We start from the raw sequence: 13,952 nt of genomic DNA, 5'->3' as shown, positions 1-13,952 counted from the left end.
GTGAGACGAAAGTTAGCATGGCCGTCGCGCGCTTTCAATAGCCCTCCCGCACCGAACCGCGCGCTGTGACGCTTGCGCCGGGCGATTACCGTACGGTGCCCCGCATCCGCGCTGTGGGGGCGCGGTGGCGCCTTGTCTACAATGTGCCCAATGAATCAGCAGGAGTGCAGGTGAGCGACGATCCTCGACCGGCGAGCGGAACCCGCCGCGATCTGTTCGAAGGCAATCTGGCGGACTGGCATGCCGATCCCGAACGGGCCTTCGACGGCTGGCTGGCCGTGCATGGCTTCGGCCACGGCACCGCGGTGGTCTATCGCGCGATGTGGGGCAAGCTGCTGCGCTGGTCGCGCGAGCATGGCGTCGCGCCGCTGTCGTGGACGGCGGCGCAGATCGGGGCCTTTCTCGATGCGGAGGGGCTGCACAAGCGCCATCGCTATCGCTATACGCGGCTGATCGAGCGCGTCTTTCATTACCTGTCGCTGCAGCAGGCGGGGCTGCACAACCCCGGCAGCCAGGCGGTGCGCGCCCATCTGGCCGATGGCGACAACGATCCGACGCCCTTCCTGCTGCCTGCGGAGTGCGATGCGCTGGTGGCGCGGGTACTGGCACCGGTCACGCTGCCGGACCCGGATGCCACGCCGAGCCCGACCGCCTGGAAACGCGCGCGCGACATCGCCGTGGTCGCCGCGATGCTGGGCGCCGGTCTCAAGGTCGGCGAGGTGCGCGCGCTGCGGCTCGACAGCGTCGCGGCCGACGCCAGCGAACTGCGCCTGACCCGGACCGACAACGGCCGTACCTATCGCGCCCCCGTGTTCGACTTCGCCCGCCGGCCGCTGCTCGCCTGGCTGGCGGTACGCGCGTTGGGCGGCACGCTTGGCACGCTGGTGTTCCCCGCGCTGCCGGCCGGGCGGCCGCTGCATGCCGCCTCGCTGTACCGCCGGGTCGAGCAGTTGCTGGACGAGGCGGGCGTGCTGGCCGGACGCACCGAGCGCGCGTCGCCGCAGACGCTGCGCAATACCTATGGCGCGCTGCATTTCGAAGCCGGCGCCGAGCCGGCGGCAGTCGCGCAGTACCTGGGCATGCGCGATCTGGAATCCGGCTGGCGGCTGCATGCCGCCTACACCGCCTGGCAGGCTCGCAGCGGCCAGCTGGCCGCGGCCGGGACCGAATCGCCCGCCGGGTTACCATAACGCCCCTGACCCTGGCGGCCCGGCGCCGTCCGCATTCTCAATCGATCAAGTTCACGATGCCAGACACTCTGCTGCTGACCGGTGCCACCGGCTATATCGCTTCGCATACCTGGGTTGCCCTGCTCGCGGCCGGCTACCACGTGGTGGGCCTGGACAATCTGTCCAACAGCAATCGGGCGGTGGTCGAGCGGATCGCCACCATTTCCGGCCAGACCCCGGATTTCGTGGAAGGCGATGTGCGCGATCGGGCGCTGCTGGACCGGCTGTTCGCCGAACGCAAGATCGGCGGCGCGATCCATTTCGCCGCGCTCAAGGCGGTCGGCGAATCGGTGGCGCAACCGCTTGCCTATTACGACAACAACCTGAACGGCCTGCTGACGCTGTGCGCGGCGATGCAGGCGGCCGACGTCAAGACGCTGGTATTCAGCTCGTCGGCGACCGTCTACGGCAATCCGCATACGGTGCCGATCCGCGAGGAATTTCCGCTGTCGGCGACCAATCCCTACGGCCAGACCAAGCTGATGGGCGAGCAGATCCTGCGGGATCTCGAGCGCGCCGATCCGCACTGGCGTATCGGCTATCTGCGCTATTTCAATCCGGTCGGTGCGCACGAAAGCGGCCTGATCGGCGAGGACCCGGGCGGCGTGCCGAACAATCTGATGCCTTATGTGGCGCAGGTGGCGGCGGGCCGCCGGGAGCGGCTGATGGTGTTCGGCGGCGACTATCCGACCCCGGATGGCACCGGCGTGCGCGACTACATCCACGTCTGCGACCTGGCCGACGGCCATCTGGCGGCGCTGCGCTATTTGAACGAGCGCGGCGAGGGCATGACGGTCAATCTGGGAACCGGCCGCGGTTATAGCGTGCTGGAAGTGGTGGAGGCGTATCGGCGCGCGAGCGGCAAACCGATTCCCTATGAAATCGTTGCGCGCCGCCCCGGCGATATTGCCTCGTGCTACGCGGATCCGGCATTGGCGCAGCGCCTGCTCGGCTGGGAGGCGCGCCACGACCTGGACCGGATGTGCGCGGATTCGTGGCGCTGGCAGTCGATGAATCCGCTGGGGTTTGCGTCCTGATTCACGGTGGCAACGGTCGCCGCCGTTCATCGGCGGCCGCCTCGGCGTGCCGCGATTGGCTCGCCCCGATTGGCGGGTCGCGATTGGCCCGCCGCGATTGGCCGTCGCCGGGATCATAAAAAACCGGGCCTCAAGCAAGAAGCCCGGTTTTTTATTGCGCGACGCGGCCGGGAATCCCGGTGACGCGTTGCGTGCCGGCGCGGTGACGCGATGACGCCGGGAAGGCGTCCCGGCAGGCGCTGCGTTTATCGCACCAGGAAGTCGTCGATCGATTTACCCGAAGCAAGCGCCTGGGTCAGCCAGCCCGGGCGCTTGCCGCGGCCGGTCCAGGTATTGCCGGCGCTGTCGCGGTAACGGACCGGGACCTTGCGCGCGGTTTTCTTGCTGGGTACCGCCTTGCTGCCAAAACCCAGATCTTCTGCGGTCAAGCCATATTCTTCGATTTTCTTGCGGATATCGTCGATTACCGCAGCTTGCTCTCGTGCCTTGATCTCTTCGGCTTGCTTCTGCAATTCGTTGATTTTCTGAACGATTTCCTGATAGGTTGCCATTTTGAGACCTCTGATTACGGTGGGCGAGACGAACGGCATGAATTATAACGGCCTGCGTTAGCGATGCAAATGCCGGCGCAGGTTGAAACCGATTTTTGACAAAATCGATCACGAAACCTTTCAAGGTGAACTTTTTCCGGGCCACTCTGTCGCCGCTGGCCGTCCCGACCGCATTTCCGCACGATTGCCGCCTGTCCGGCCTGCCTTGGTCGAGGCGTTTGGTTCGGGTCTTTCGTTTGCCGCTTTCGTTTTGAGCAATATGGCGCGGTAAAACGGATGCGATGTTGTGGTGGTTGGGTTTTCATCGCCCGGCGCGTGGCCTTCCGCATCCCCGCCGGTGCCGCCGCCGCCATTCCCCGATTCAAGTAATCCCCGTCAGCGGTCGATATCCCCTCAGCATGGGCTGTCGCCCGGCGTGTTGGCGGGCCGTCCGCCGCTACTGATCGATCCGAGTCGTCCCATGTCCTTGCGTCGCCTTGTCGTCTCTTCGTCGTCGAATGCCTGCGCGCGGCGTGCCGCCAGCGCGGGCGAAGCCGGGCGCCGTGCCACCCGAGAGGGCCGCTCGCGTTGCAATAAGGTGACGCTGCGTGCACTACGCGCAATGGCTATGCTAACGTCCCGGGCGGTGTCGAGCCGGCGGCCGGCCGCAGCCGGCGCGCCCGCCGTGCGCCCGGGTCCCGCAACACGATTTGCCGCGCTTGCTGCGGCTCCGCAATACCACGGGCTTTCCGTCACCGGCCTCTCGGCCGGAGCCTGACGGGCGCCCCCTACACGCATTCCGCAGCGCCCCCTTCGATATGAGTTTTAGCGTTCTGCTGCTCGCCATCCTGCTCGGCATCGCCGTCGGCCTCGGCCTTCGCGCTGCTGGCCGCGGCCGCGATGGGACGGGATGGCCCGGCCGCATGATGGCCCTGACGGCCGGGCTGATGTCGCAGGCGTCGGTCGGCCTGCCGGTTTGGGTCGTGCTGCTGTCCGGCTCGGTGCCGGGATCGGCGGAGTGGTCGCAGGCGCTGGCCGCGCTGGCGGGTGGTATTGCCACGACGGTGCTGGCCCAATGGCTGCACCGCGCGCTGGCGTACTGGCGCGGTGCCGCGATGCTGGCGACGCTCGCCGGCGCGGGCGTGATCGCCGCGGCCGGGATCGGGCTCGGCCACCAGTGCGGCGGCGCCAGCTCGCGCACCGCCTGCATCGAGGCGGTGAATCTGCTGCATCCGGCATGGTTCGGCCTCGGCCTGGCCGTGCTGGGCACGGCGGCGTTCGCACTGTTGCTGCTGTCGGACCGCCGCCATGCGCCGCAGCGCGAGCGCGACGTCCTGCTGAACGAGTCCGGCGAGCCCGACGGCGAGCGCAACGGCAGCGCGCCGCCGGGATTGCCGACGCGGATCGTGCGCCGCCTCAATGGCCGCATCCCGGGCCGGCTGACGGTCCGTCCCGTGGGGCGCGGCCAGGCGACGGTCGGCGAATACAGCGTGGCCACCGACGTGCCGGACCGCGCCGCGTTCGCGCGCTGGCTCGACCAGTCGATCGCGCATGCGCGCCTGGCCGAGACCAGCTGCGCGGTGCTGCTGATCCATATCGCCGACTTCCGCGAGGTCGACGAGGTATTCGAGGTGCGTGCCGACGACATCCTCGCGCAGGACGCCAGCGTGCTGGCCCAGGCCGCGCTCGAACCGCACGACTTCCTGGCCCGCCTGGCGCGCGACGAGTTCGCCGTCGGCGTACCGGCGCTGCTGAACTCCAATCGCGCGCACGAGCTCGGCTCGCGCGTGCTGGCTTCGATCTCCGAGTTCGTCACCGCGCGCGGCCTGCAGATGCAGATCGGCGTCAATATCGGCATCGCGGTCTATCCGCGCGACGCGCAGAGCTCGGAGGCGCTGATGCAGGCCGCGCGCGTCAGCCTGTCCGAGGCGCGCGAGTCCGGCTCGAACCAGGTGCGCACCTTCAATTCCGCGGCGGGCGAGCGCGCGCGCCGCATGCGCGTGATCCGCCGCGATCTGTGGCTGGCGATTCAGGACGACGGCCTGTCGCTCGAATACCAGCCCAAGTTCGATGTCGACGCGCGCACCGTGGTGGGCGCCGAGGCGCTCTGCCGCTGGCGCCATCCGACGCTCGGCGCGGTCAATCCGGCGGAATTCATCATGGTGGCCGAGCAGTCCGGGCAGATCGACAAGCTCGACGACTGGGTCATCGCCAGCGTCTGCCGCCAGGTGCGCGAGTGGCAGGACGCCGGCCTGCCGGTGGTGCCGGTCGCCATCAACGTGTCCGGGCTGCGTTTTGCCAGCCGCGATTTCCCGCAGTACCTGCTCGAGCAGATCCACCAGCACGACATCCCGCCGTCGGCCGTCACGCTCGAGATCACCGAGACGGCCGCGATGAAGGACATCGCGCAATCGCTGGAGACGCTGGCCGAACTGCAGGCGCTTGGCATCCACGTCGCCCTGGACGACTTCGGCAGCGGCTATTCCAGCCTGGGATATCTGAAGCGGCTGCGGGTCGGCACGCTGAAGATCGACCGTACGCTGATCGGCGGCCTGGAGTCGGACCCGCAGGGCCGCGCCATCGTCGGTTCGATGGTGGCGCTGGCGCACGAGCTGCGCATGCGCGTGGTGGCCGAAGGCGTCGAATCGCAGGCCCAGCTCGACATCCTGGCGCGCATGGGCTGCGACGAAGTCCAGGGTTATCTGCTGGCCCGTCCGATGGAAGCGAGCGGCTTCGCGGACCTGTTGTCCAGCCCCCGCCGCTGACCGCCAGCGCCGGCAACCCTCCGCCCCGCTGAACGTCCGCGCCGACAACCCTCCGCCCTGCTGAACGCGCGCGCCGATTACCCGCCGCGCCGCTCAACGCTGCGCGCCAAGAACGCCCCGCGCCCGCAACACACCGGCTAAAGGAAGCACGCTCGCCCGCCGATAAGCCTGATTGGCGCACAGCGTCGCGGTATGGGACCGATTCCGGTCCGATACGGCGGCACGCGCCGCAGCGATGCGCCGGCAGGGGCCGGCGCCGACCAGCACAGAACACGGATCGCCCCACGCCGCCTGCCGGCCGATCCGCCGCCGTTTCGAGGTAGCCGCCATGCCAGCTCAACGCATTCTTGTCGTCGACGATTCGCCTTCCCTGCGTCGCATGATCGCCGCCTGCCTGCGCGCCGGCGGCTACGACGTCGCCGAGGCAGCCGACGGCGACGAGGCGCACGCGGCGGCCGAGGCCGCACCGCAGGCGCAGCCGTTCGGCATGCTGGTCACCGATCAGGTGATGCCCGGCATGGACGGCCTGACGCTGATCCGCCGGCTGCGCGCTACGCCGCGCTACGCCGCGATGCCGATCCTGATGCTGACCACCGAGGCCGACGGCCAGATCCGCGCCCAGGCCCGGGAGGCCGGCGCCAGCGGCTTCCTGCCCAAGCCCTTCGATCCCGACCAGCTGATGCAGTCGGTCGCCGCGCTGCTATCCCCCTCCGAAGAGGGGTAATACCGGCCGCTTCCGACCCTTCAGCCGCGCATCGGAACTGCCGATAACCAGCAAGGGGCGAGGCGCGCCGTTCGCAGGCGCGGCCAGTGCCGCGCCATCGCGGCGCCATCGCCATGCAGTTGCAGTCGCCAAAAAAGGCAGTCGGGCCGGTTGGGGTGCACTCCGCCAGCGTGCAACGACGGCCACAACCGGGGAGCGGGAGCGCAAGATGAATCTCAGCAGCAAGACCGAAGGAAGCGGCGAGGAGTTCCTCGCCTTCACGCTGGGTCGCGAGGAATACGGCGTCGACATCCTCAAGGTGCAGGAAATCCGCGGCTACGAGGCGGTCACGCAGATCGCCAACGCGCCGCCCTATCTGAAGGGCGTGATCAACCTGCGCGGCATCATCGTGCCGATCGTCGACCTGCGCATCAAGTTCCAGCAGCAGAAGGTCAGCTACGACCAGTACACGGTCGTCATCATCGTCGACCTGAACCATCGCACCACCGGCATCGTCGTCGACGGCGTCTCCGACGTGCTGACGCTGGCCCCCGCCCAGATCAAGCCCACGCCGCAGTTCTCCGGCAATCTCGACACCGAATACATCCGCGGCCTGGGCTCCATCGAGGATCGCATGCTGATCCTGGTCGATATCGAGAAACTGCTGGCGACCGAGGAACTGGCCGCGATCGAAGCCGCCGCGGCGGCCTGAGGCGCGTCCGAACGAAATCCAGCAGCACAACGTCATGAGAAACAACCAGCCTGTTACCGCGCGCGAATACAAGCTCGCGCCGAACGATTACCTGATTTCGCGCACCGACCTGAAGGGCCGCATCACCTTCGCCAACCGGGCGTTCATCGAGGTCAGCGGCTTCACCGCCGAGGAACTGCTTGGTGCGCCGCACAACCTGGTGCGCCATCCCGACATGCCGCCCGAGGCCTTCGAGGATCTGTGGCGCACGCTGCAGGCGGGCCGCTCCTGGGTCGGGCTGGTCAAGAACCGCCGCAAGAACGGCGACTACTACTGGGTCAGCGCGACGGTGACGCCGACCCGCGTCGACGGCCAGACCGTCGGCTATACCTCGGTGCGTTCGATGGCGAGCGCCGAGCAGATCGAGGCGGCACAGGCAGCGTACGCGCGCATCCGCGCCGGCAACGGCTCAGGCATCCGCATCCGCGAGGGCGTGGTGGTCCGCCGCGGGCCGCTGGGCTGGATCGACGGCCTGCGCCGGCTGGGTTTGCGCGGCCGCATCATGCTGTCGCAGGGCGTGGGCCTGGCATGGTTCCTGGCCGCGCTGGTCGCCTTCGAGCTGCTGGCCGAGCCGCAGACGCGCGCGGCACTGCGGCCGTGGCTGTGGGGCGGCTTCGTGCTGGCCGGCCTGTCGGCGATGGCCACCGGCGCGGCGCTGCTGGCCATGGTGCACCGGCCGATGCGCGAGATGCTGGACTTCGCGCTGCGCCTGGGCGCCGGCGACCTGGCCACGCGCTACGAGTTCTCCAGCAACGACGAGATCGGCGCGCTCGCCAAGGCGATGCAGACCATGCAGCGCAGCCTGCTGTCCGTCGTCCATGAAATCCAGGAAGGCATGAGCGCGATCGCCACGGCGACGCGCCAGGTGGCCGCGGGCAACAACGACCTGTCGCAGCGCACCGAGCAGCAGGCGGCCTCGCTGGAAGAGACCGCGTCGAGCATGGAAGAGCTGACCGGCACGGTCCGCCAGAACGCCGACAACGCGCGCCAGGCCAGCGGCCTGGCGGCCAACGCCTCGGAGACCGCGGTCAAGGGCGGCGAGGTGGTGGGCCGCGTGGTGCAGACCATGGACGAGATCAACGGCGCCTCGAAGAAGATCGTCGACATCATCGGCGTGATCGAGGGCATCGCGTTCCAGACCAACATCCTGGCGTTGAACGCGGCGGTGGAAGCGGCGCGTGCCGGCGAACAGGGCCGCGGCTTCGCGGTGGTGGCCGGCGAGGTGCGCAGCCTGGCGCAGCGCAGCGCGAATGCGGCCAAGGAAATCAAGGGCCTGATCGGCGATACGGTGGCGCGGGTGGACAACGGCTCGGCGCTGGTGGGCCAGGCCGGGCAGACCATGGGCGAGATCGTGCAGGCGGTCAAGCGCGTGACGGACATCATGGGCGAGATCAGCGCGGCGTCGGCCGAGCAGAGCTCGGGCATCGAGCAGGTGAACCAGGCGGTGGCGCAGATGGACGAGGTCACGCAGCAGAACGCGGCGCTGGTCGAGCAGGCCGCCGCCGCGGCCGGTTCGCTCGAAGACCAGGCCGCGCGGCTGCGCGACGCGGTGGCGGTGTTCCGCGTCAGCCTGAACGCCGAGCCGCGCCCGATGCGTCCGCGTGCCGCCTCGGCGCAGCCGGCGGAGGCGCCGCGGCTGGCGCGCGCCTGAGAGCCAGCCCGATGCGCATCGGACAGGTCATCGCTGCGCAAGGGATGGGCCCGTGATCGGCATTTGATGGGTATTTGACAGGTATTTGATGGGCAGGGAGGCCGGACCCCGACAGGGCCCGGCACCAATCGAAGCACGGACAGCAACATCGCCCGGCATTACAACGAAGCCGGTAAGCGCGGCGCCCGATTCCCGACGATCGGCGCCGCAATCCGGCCGGACGGTCATCCAGAAGAAGAGGTAGTTCTCATGCAATGGTTCAAGCAACTGCGAGTCGCGACGAAGCTGGTCGTCGGCTTTCTGATCGTTTCCGTCATCGGCATGGCGATGGGCCTGCTGGGGGTGGTCAATATGGGCCGGATGACCGAGTGGACCAGCCGGATCTATAACACCGACCTGCAGGCCCTGAAGGCGGTGCAGGACGCCAACATCAACCTGCTGTACGCGAGCCGCGCGCAGATCGCGCTGCTGTCGGCCTCGACGATGGGCGAGCGCGCGACCGAGAAGACGCTGATCGAGAAGTCGTTCGGCGTGGTCGACGAGCGCATCAAGCAGGCGCGCAACTCGTTCCAGACCGAGCAGGGCCAGGCGCTGATCAAGCAGTTCGACGCGATGCTGCCAGCCTATCGCGACCGCATGGGCAAGTACGTCGAGCTGGTCTCGCGCCAGCCGCTCGATACCTCACAGTTCGAGAGCCAGGTCTTCGAGGAAAGCACGGCCCTGCTCAAGGATGGCCATGCGATCGAAGAGCTGATGTTCAACATGGTCAAGCGCCGCGACGCCGGTGCCCGCGCCAACATGGAAGAGGCCCAGGGCGTCTACGAGAGCTCGCGCCTGTGGATGCTGGCGCTGGTGCTGGGCGGATTGGCGGTGTCGCTGCTGCTCGGCGTATTCCTGGCTCGCGCGCTGTCGCGCCAACTGGGCGGCGAGCCGGACTACGCGGCCGCGATCGCGTCGCGCATCGCCGACGGCGACTTCTCGACCGAGATCAAGCTGCGCGCCGGCGACCGCGGCAGCATGCTGTACGCGATGAAGCAGATGCAGCTGCAGCTGTCGGGCATGGTGCAGGAGTTCAAGACGGCGGCCGAGTCGATCGCCTCGGCCTCGCGTGAGATCGCCGCGGGCAACAGCGACCTGTCGCAGCGCACCGAGCAGCAGGCGGCCTCGCTGGAGGAGACCGCGTCGAGCATGGAAGAGCTGACGGGCACGGTCCGCCAGAACGCCGACAACGCGCGCCAGGCCAGCGGCCTGGCGGCCAACGCCTCGGAGACCGCGGTCAAGGGCGGCGAGGTGGTCGGTCGCGTGGTGCAGACCATGGACGAGATCAACGGCGCCTCGAAGAAGATCGTCGACATCATCGGCGTGATCGAGGGCATCGCCTTCCAGACCAACATCCTGGCGTTGAACGCGGCGGTGGAAGCGGCGCGTGCCGGCGAACAGGGCCGCGGCTTCGCGGTGGTGGCCGGCGAGGTGCGCAGCCTGGCGCAGCGCAGCGCGAATGCGGCCAAGGAAATCAAGGGGCTGATCGGCGATACGGTGGCGCGGGTGGACAACGGCTCGGCGCTGGTGGGCCAGGCCGGGCAGACCATGGGTGAGATCGTGCAGGCGGTCAAGCGCGTGACGGACATCATGGGCGAGATCAGCGCGGCGTCGGCCGAGCAGAGCTCGGGCATCGAGCAGGTGAACCAGGCGGTGGCGCAGATGGACGAGGTCACGCAGCAGAACGCGGCGCTGGTCGAGCAGGCCGCCGCCGCGGCCGGCTCGCTGGAAGACCAGGCCGCCCGCCTGCAGGCGTCGCTGGCCCGCTTCCGCCTGGCCGCCGACGAGCTGTTCGCCCCGTCGCTGCAGGCCCCGTCGGTCGCCAAGCCGATCGCCGCACCTGCCGCACCGGCATCGCCCGCGGCGGCAGCCAGCCGCCACGACGAGCCCGCTGGGGCCGATCGCGCCGACCGCGCCGAGCGTACCGAACGTGCCGAACCGGCCCCGGCCAAGTCCGCCCCGCGCCTGCCGGGCCGTCCGGCGCCGCGCGCCGCGGCAGCCGCTGCCGCCACCGCCGGTGCCGACAGCGACTGGAGCGCCTTCTGAACCAACACCCCGCCGCGGCGGGGAGGGCGCGGCCGGCATGGCGCGCCTCCGACCATGACAGACGATGAACAGCGAAATCACCCTGTCCCTGCCGCGTGAGGCCGCGGACAAGCTGCGCGGCGAGTTCGACCATTTCGTCCGGCTCTCCACGGGGCTGGACCGCCAATTCGTGCCGCCCTCGTTCGAGGACTTCCTGCGTGCGCGCGTGATGCACCAGGACGGGCCGCTGACCGAGCGCGCGGTTACGCGCCTGCTCAGCGGCGGCGAGTATGCCTGGGCCAAGCGCGTGTTCGACAAGCAGCTGCCGCACGCGCTGGCCAACCTGATGCGCGACGCCGAACGCTTCGGCTTCGGGCTCGCGGTGCGTTCGGAATGGTCGCAGTCGGAGCGGCTGGCGCAGGCGCGCAAGTGGGCGGTCGAGATTCTCGATCACGCCGGTGCCGATCCGGCGCTGGCCGATACGCTGGCCGAACACATCGCCAACGCCGCGGTCGACGTGCGCACGATCGAGGAACAGATGCAGACGCCGGCATGGCGCCTGGCGGACAGCCTGCGCCGGCGCGTCTACGACCTGCTGTACCTGGTGCAGACCGAACGCGGCACCGGCGCCGCGCTGACCCGCCTCGGCGAGCTGCGCGCGATGGTGGGCCTCGCGCTCGACTACGGCGCGATCGACGCGCAGGAAGCGGGCCGCGTGATGGAGCAGATCGAGCATGCCCGCCCGCATCTGTTCCGCGACGAGCCCGACGATGTCTTCGCGCGGCTCGCCGCATGGCTGCGTCGCGTGTTCAAGCCGATGCCGGCCGCGCCGTCAATGGTGGAAAGCGACAGGCGCTCGCCCTGAACGCGAAGCGTTTTCAGTCACGCGGAAATTCCCCTCGAAAACTGCGCGGAATCGCTATGGAAGTGATTCTCGCAGCATGTCTGCTGTTACAGATTTGATCCAGATCACGTTACAAGGTTGTTACATCTGTCCGTGTCGTTTCGGCCATGTATCATCCGCACGACAATGCGTATCCCCAACGTAAGTAGGGATTGGCAGCGGCATGCGATTGCCGATATAAAGCGGACAGTCCATTTACATTCCGTAACATTTGTTACCAGATGTGAGTTTTGTAACTGGGCCTGAGTAGTTCCGATCAGATGTAGTACCCGTCGCACACGCACTGAAACGATCTGGACGCCGGAGGTCTGCCACCGGTAAGCGCTGGACAAGCGGGCGAGGGTTCCTTGGTAGCGGGGATAAATTGGAAAGCAGTGAACTTCTGCAGGAGATCAGGGAGGTCAATCTCGCCTATCTGCTGCTCGCGCAACGCCTGGTGCGCGAAAACCAACTCGAAGCCATGTTCCGCCTGGGCGTCAGCAAGGAAATCGCTGACATCCTGGCCAAGCTGACGCCTGCTCAGCTGGTCAAGCTGGCGGCCTCCAACATGGTCCTGTGCCGATTCCGGTTCGACGACCATGCGTTGCTCTCCACGCTGACGCATACCGCCAAGAGCCACGATATGCAGCAGATCCACGCTGCGATCCTGCTCGCGCGCCAGCCGGTGGAGTCGCTCAATTGAGCGCGCTGCTGCAGGCCCAACCGGCCCGGAGCTACACGGCTGCTCCGGCTACCCCGCGCAAGAGCGTACTGCAGGATGCCAACCAGACCCAGCTCGCCATCGAGCTGATCGGCCTGGGCGCGCGCCTGCAGGTGCTCGAAGCCGAGACCACGCTCTCGCGCGACCGGCTGATCCGTCTGTACAAGGAACTGCGCGGCGTGTCCCCGCCCAAGGGCATGCTGCCGTTCTCGACGGACTGGTTCACGACCTGGCTGCCGAACATCCATTCGTCGCTGTTCTTCTCGGCCTACCAGTTCATGGTCGAGCAGGGCGAGGCGAGCGGCATTCGTGCCGTGGTCGCCGCATACCGCCTCTACCTCGAGCATGTGTCCCTGCTCGGCGGCGAAATTGTCTTAAGTTTTACGCGTGCCTGGACGTTAGTACGGTTCTTCGAGAGCAATATGCTGCAGCTTTCCAGTTGCACATGCTGCGGAGGACAGTTCGTCACACACGCCTACGAGCCGAACGCGAACTTCGTCTGCAGCCTGTGCCGGCCGCCATCGCGCGCGGGCAAGGCAAAGAAGCCCTCGAAGGACGCCACGCCAGCGCAACCCGCCTGATTCACGCCGGGCTTGCGCGGCGAGCCAGACCGAGGCGGCACGGCGCGCAGCTTGCCGTGTCCTTCCGAGGTCCGGCTCGCGCGTGTCCGACGCGTGTTTTTCTGACGGGGAATCGATCGTGCTAGTTGTTCTTGGCTATGTCGTCGTAGTGGCGGCGGTGCTTGGTGGTTACGCCATGACTGGCGGCCACATGGGCGCGCTATATCAACCGGCAGAACTGGTGATCATTGGCGGCGCCGCGCTCGGCGCCTTCATCAGCGCCAACAGCGGCAAGGCCATCAAGGCCACCTTGCGCGCGCTGCCGCAGCTGCTGCGCAGCAGCAAATACAACAAGGCGCTGTACATGGAAGTGATGGCGCTGCTGTACGTGCTGCTGTCCAAGGCGCGCCGCGAGGGCATCCTGTTCCTCGAGAAGGAAATCGCCGATCCGGCCGCCAGCAGCGTCTTCAGCCAGTATCCGCGCATCCTCGCCGACCCGGCGATGATGGAATTCCTGACCGACTATCTGCGCATGATGGTCAACGGCAACATGAATGCCTTCGAGATCGAGGCCCTGATGGACCACGAGATCGAGACGTTCAAGCACGAGGCCGAAGTGCCCGCCCACGCGCTGGCGCGGGTCGGCGATGCGCTGCCGGCCTTCGGCATCGTCGCCGCGGTGATGGGCGTGGTGCATGCGCTGGCCTCGGCCGACCTGCCCCCGTCCGTGCTGGGCGCGCTGATCGCGCATGCGATGGTCGGCACCTTCCTGGGCATTCTGCTGGCTTACGGCTTTGTCTCGCCGCTGGCCTCGCGCGTCGAGCACCAGGTTGCCGAGACGGTCAAGATGTACCAGTGCATCAAGGTCACGCTGCTGGCTTCGCTCAACGGCTATGCGCCGCTGGTCGCGGTCGAGTTCGGCCGCAAGGTGCTGTACTCGAGCGAGCGTCCGTCGTTCCTGGAACTGGACGACCACGTGCGCGAAGTCAAGAGCCTGACGTAAGCGCGCCGGCCAGCCACTCCCCGAGCCAGTCCATCCGTCCGTCCAACGCAGGCCA

The 13,952-nt window shown here is 67.9% G+C and carries 12 protein-coding genes; 11 read left to right on the top strand and 1 reads right to left on the bottom strand.

Going from position 1 to position 13,952, the window contains the following annotated elements; genetic code table 11:
* The first annotated feature begins 170 nt into the window (after positions 1-170).
* Both OJJOAM_RS17500 and galE read left to right on the top strand, forming a co-directional pair.
* Positions 171-1,190 (top strand): tyrosine-type recombinase/integrase, encoded by a 1,020-nt coding sequence (locus tag OJJOAM_RS17500; RefSeq protein ID WP_422650553.1) that lies wholly within the window; start codon positions 171-173, stop codon positions 1,188-1,190.
* 56 nt (positions 1,191-1,246) lie between these two features.
* Complete coding sequence (galE, locus tag OJJOAM_RS17495; protein ID WP_422650552.1) at positions 1,247-2,266, top strand: UDP-glucose 4-epimerase GalE; 1,020 nt, start codon at positions 1,247-1,249, stop codon at positions 2,264-2,266.
* 245 nt (positions 2,267-2,511) lie between these two features.
* On the opposite strand, the gene OJJOAM_RS17490 is transcribed toward galE, so the two are convergent.
* Positions 2,512-2,817, bottom strand: a complete 306-nt coding sequence (locus OJJOAM_RS17490) for an H-NS family nucleoid-associated regulatory protein (RefSeq protein ID WP_149320206.1) — start codon at positions 2,815-2,817, stop codon at positions 2,512-2,514.
* Positions 2,818-3,614: 797 nt separating this feature from the next.
* Here OJJOAM_RS17490 and OJJOAM_RS17485 point away from each other — a divergent pair.
* From OJJOAM_RS17485 to motA, 9 genes are all read left to right on the top strand, one after another.
* Positions 3,615-5,561 (top strand): putative bifunctional diguanylate cyclase/phosphodiesterase, encoded by a 1,947-nt coding sequence (locus tag OJJOAM_RS17485; RefSeq protein ID WP_422650551.1) that lies wholly within the window; start codon positions 3,615-3,617, stop codon positions 5,559-5,561.
* 328 nt (positions 5,562-5,889) lie between these two features.
* Positions 5,890-6,285 (top strand): response regulator, encoded by a 396-nt coding sequence (locus OJJOAM_RS17480; RefSeq protein WP_149320208.1) that lies wholly within the window; start codon positions 5,890-5,892, stop codon positions 6,283-6,285.
* Between the two features lie 208 nt (positions 6,286-6,493).
* Complete coding sequence (locus OJJOAM_RS17475) at positions 6,494-6,976, top strand: chemotaxis protein CheW (protein WP_422650550.1); 483 nt, start codon at positions 6,494-6,496, stop codon at positions 6,974-6,976.
* Positions 6,977-7,010: 34 nt separating this feature from the next.
* Positions 7,011-8,666 (top strand): methyl-accepting chemotaxis protein, encoded by a 1,656-nt coding sequence (locus OJJOAM_RS17470; protein WP_422650549.1) that lies wholly within the window; start codon positions 7,011-7,013, stop codon positions 8,664-8,666.
* A 249-nt stretch (positions 8,667-8,915) separates the two neighbouring features.
* Complete coding sequence (locus OJJOAM_RS17465) at positions 8,916-10,751, top strand: methyl-accepting chemotaxis protein (protein ID WP_422650548.1); 1,836 nt, start codon at positions 8,916-8,918, stop codon at positions 10,749-10,751.
* Positions 10,752-10,815: 64 nt separating this feature from the next.
* Complete coding sequence (locus OJJOAM_RS17460; RefSeq protein WP_149319443.1) at positions 10,816-11,595, top strand: DUF4088 family protein; 780 nt, start codon at positions 10,816-10,818, stop codon at positions 11,593-11,595.
* Positions 11,596-11,998: 403 nt separating this feature from the next.
* Positions 11,999-12,316, top strand: a complete 318-nt coding sequence (gene flhD / locus OJJOAM_RS17455; RefSeq protein ID WP_006579236.1) for a flagellar transcriptional regulator FlhD — start codon at positions 11,999-12,001, stop codon at positions 12,314-12,316.
* Positions 12,313-12,915 (top strand): flagellar transcriptional regulator FlhC, encoded by a 603-nt coding sequence (gene flhC / locus OJJOAM_RS17450; RefSeq protein WP_422650547.1) that lies wholly within the window; start codon positions 12,313-12,315, stop codon positions 12,913-12,915. Before flhD ends, flhC begins: the two co-directional genes overlap by 4 nt.
* Positions 12,916-13,033: 118 nt before the next feature.
* On the top strand, positions 13,034-13,897 hold the full coding sequence (gene motA, locus OJJOAM_RS17445; protein ID WP_174106419.1) for a flagellar motor stator protein MotA: 864 nt from the start codon (positions 13,034-13,036) through the stop codon (positions 13,895-13,897).
* Positions 13,898-13,952 lie beyond the last annotated feature (55 nt).

This window comes from Cupriavidus sp. H18C1 (genome assembly GCF_049311595.1).
Lineage (GTDB): Bacteria > Pseudomonadota > Gammaproteobacteria > Burkholderiales > Burkholderiaceae > Cupriavidus > Cupriavidus cauae.
The sequence above is the reverse complement of the archived record's forward strand: the minus strand, read 5'-3'. Positions and strand labels throughout refer to the sequence as shown.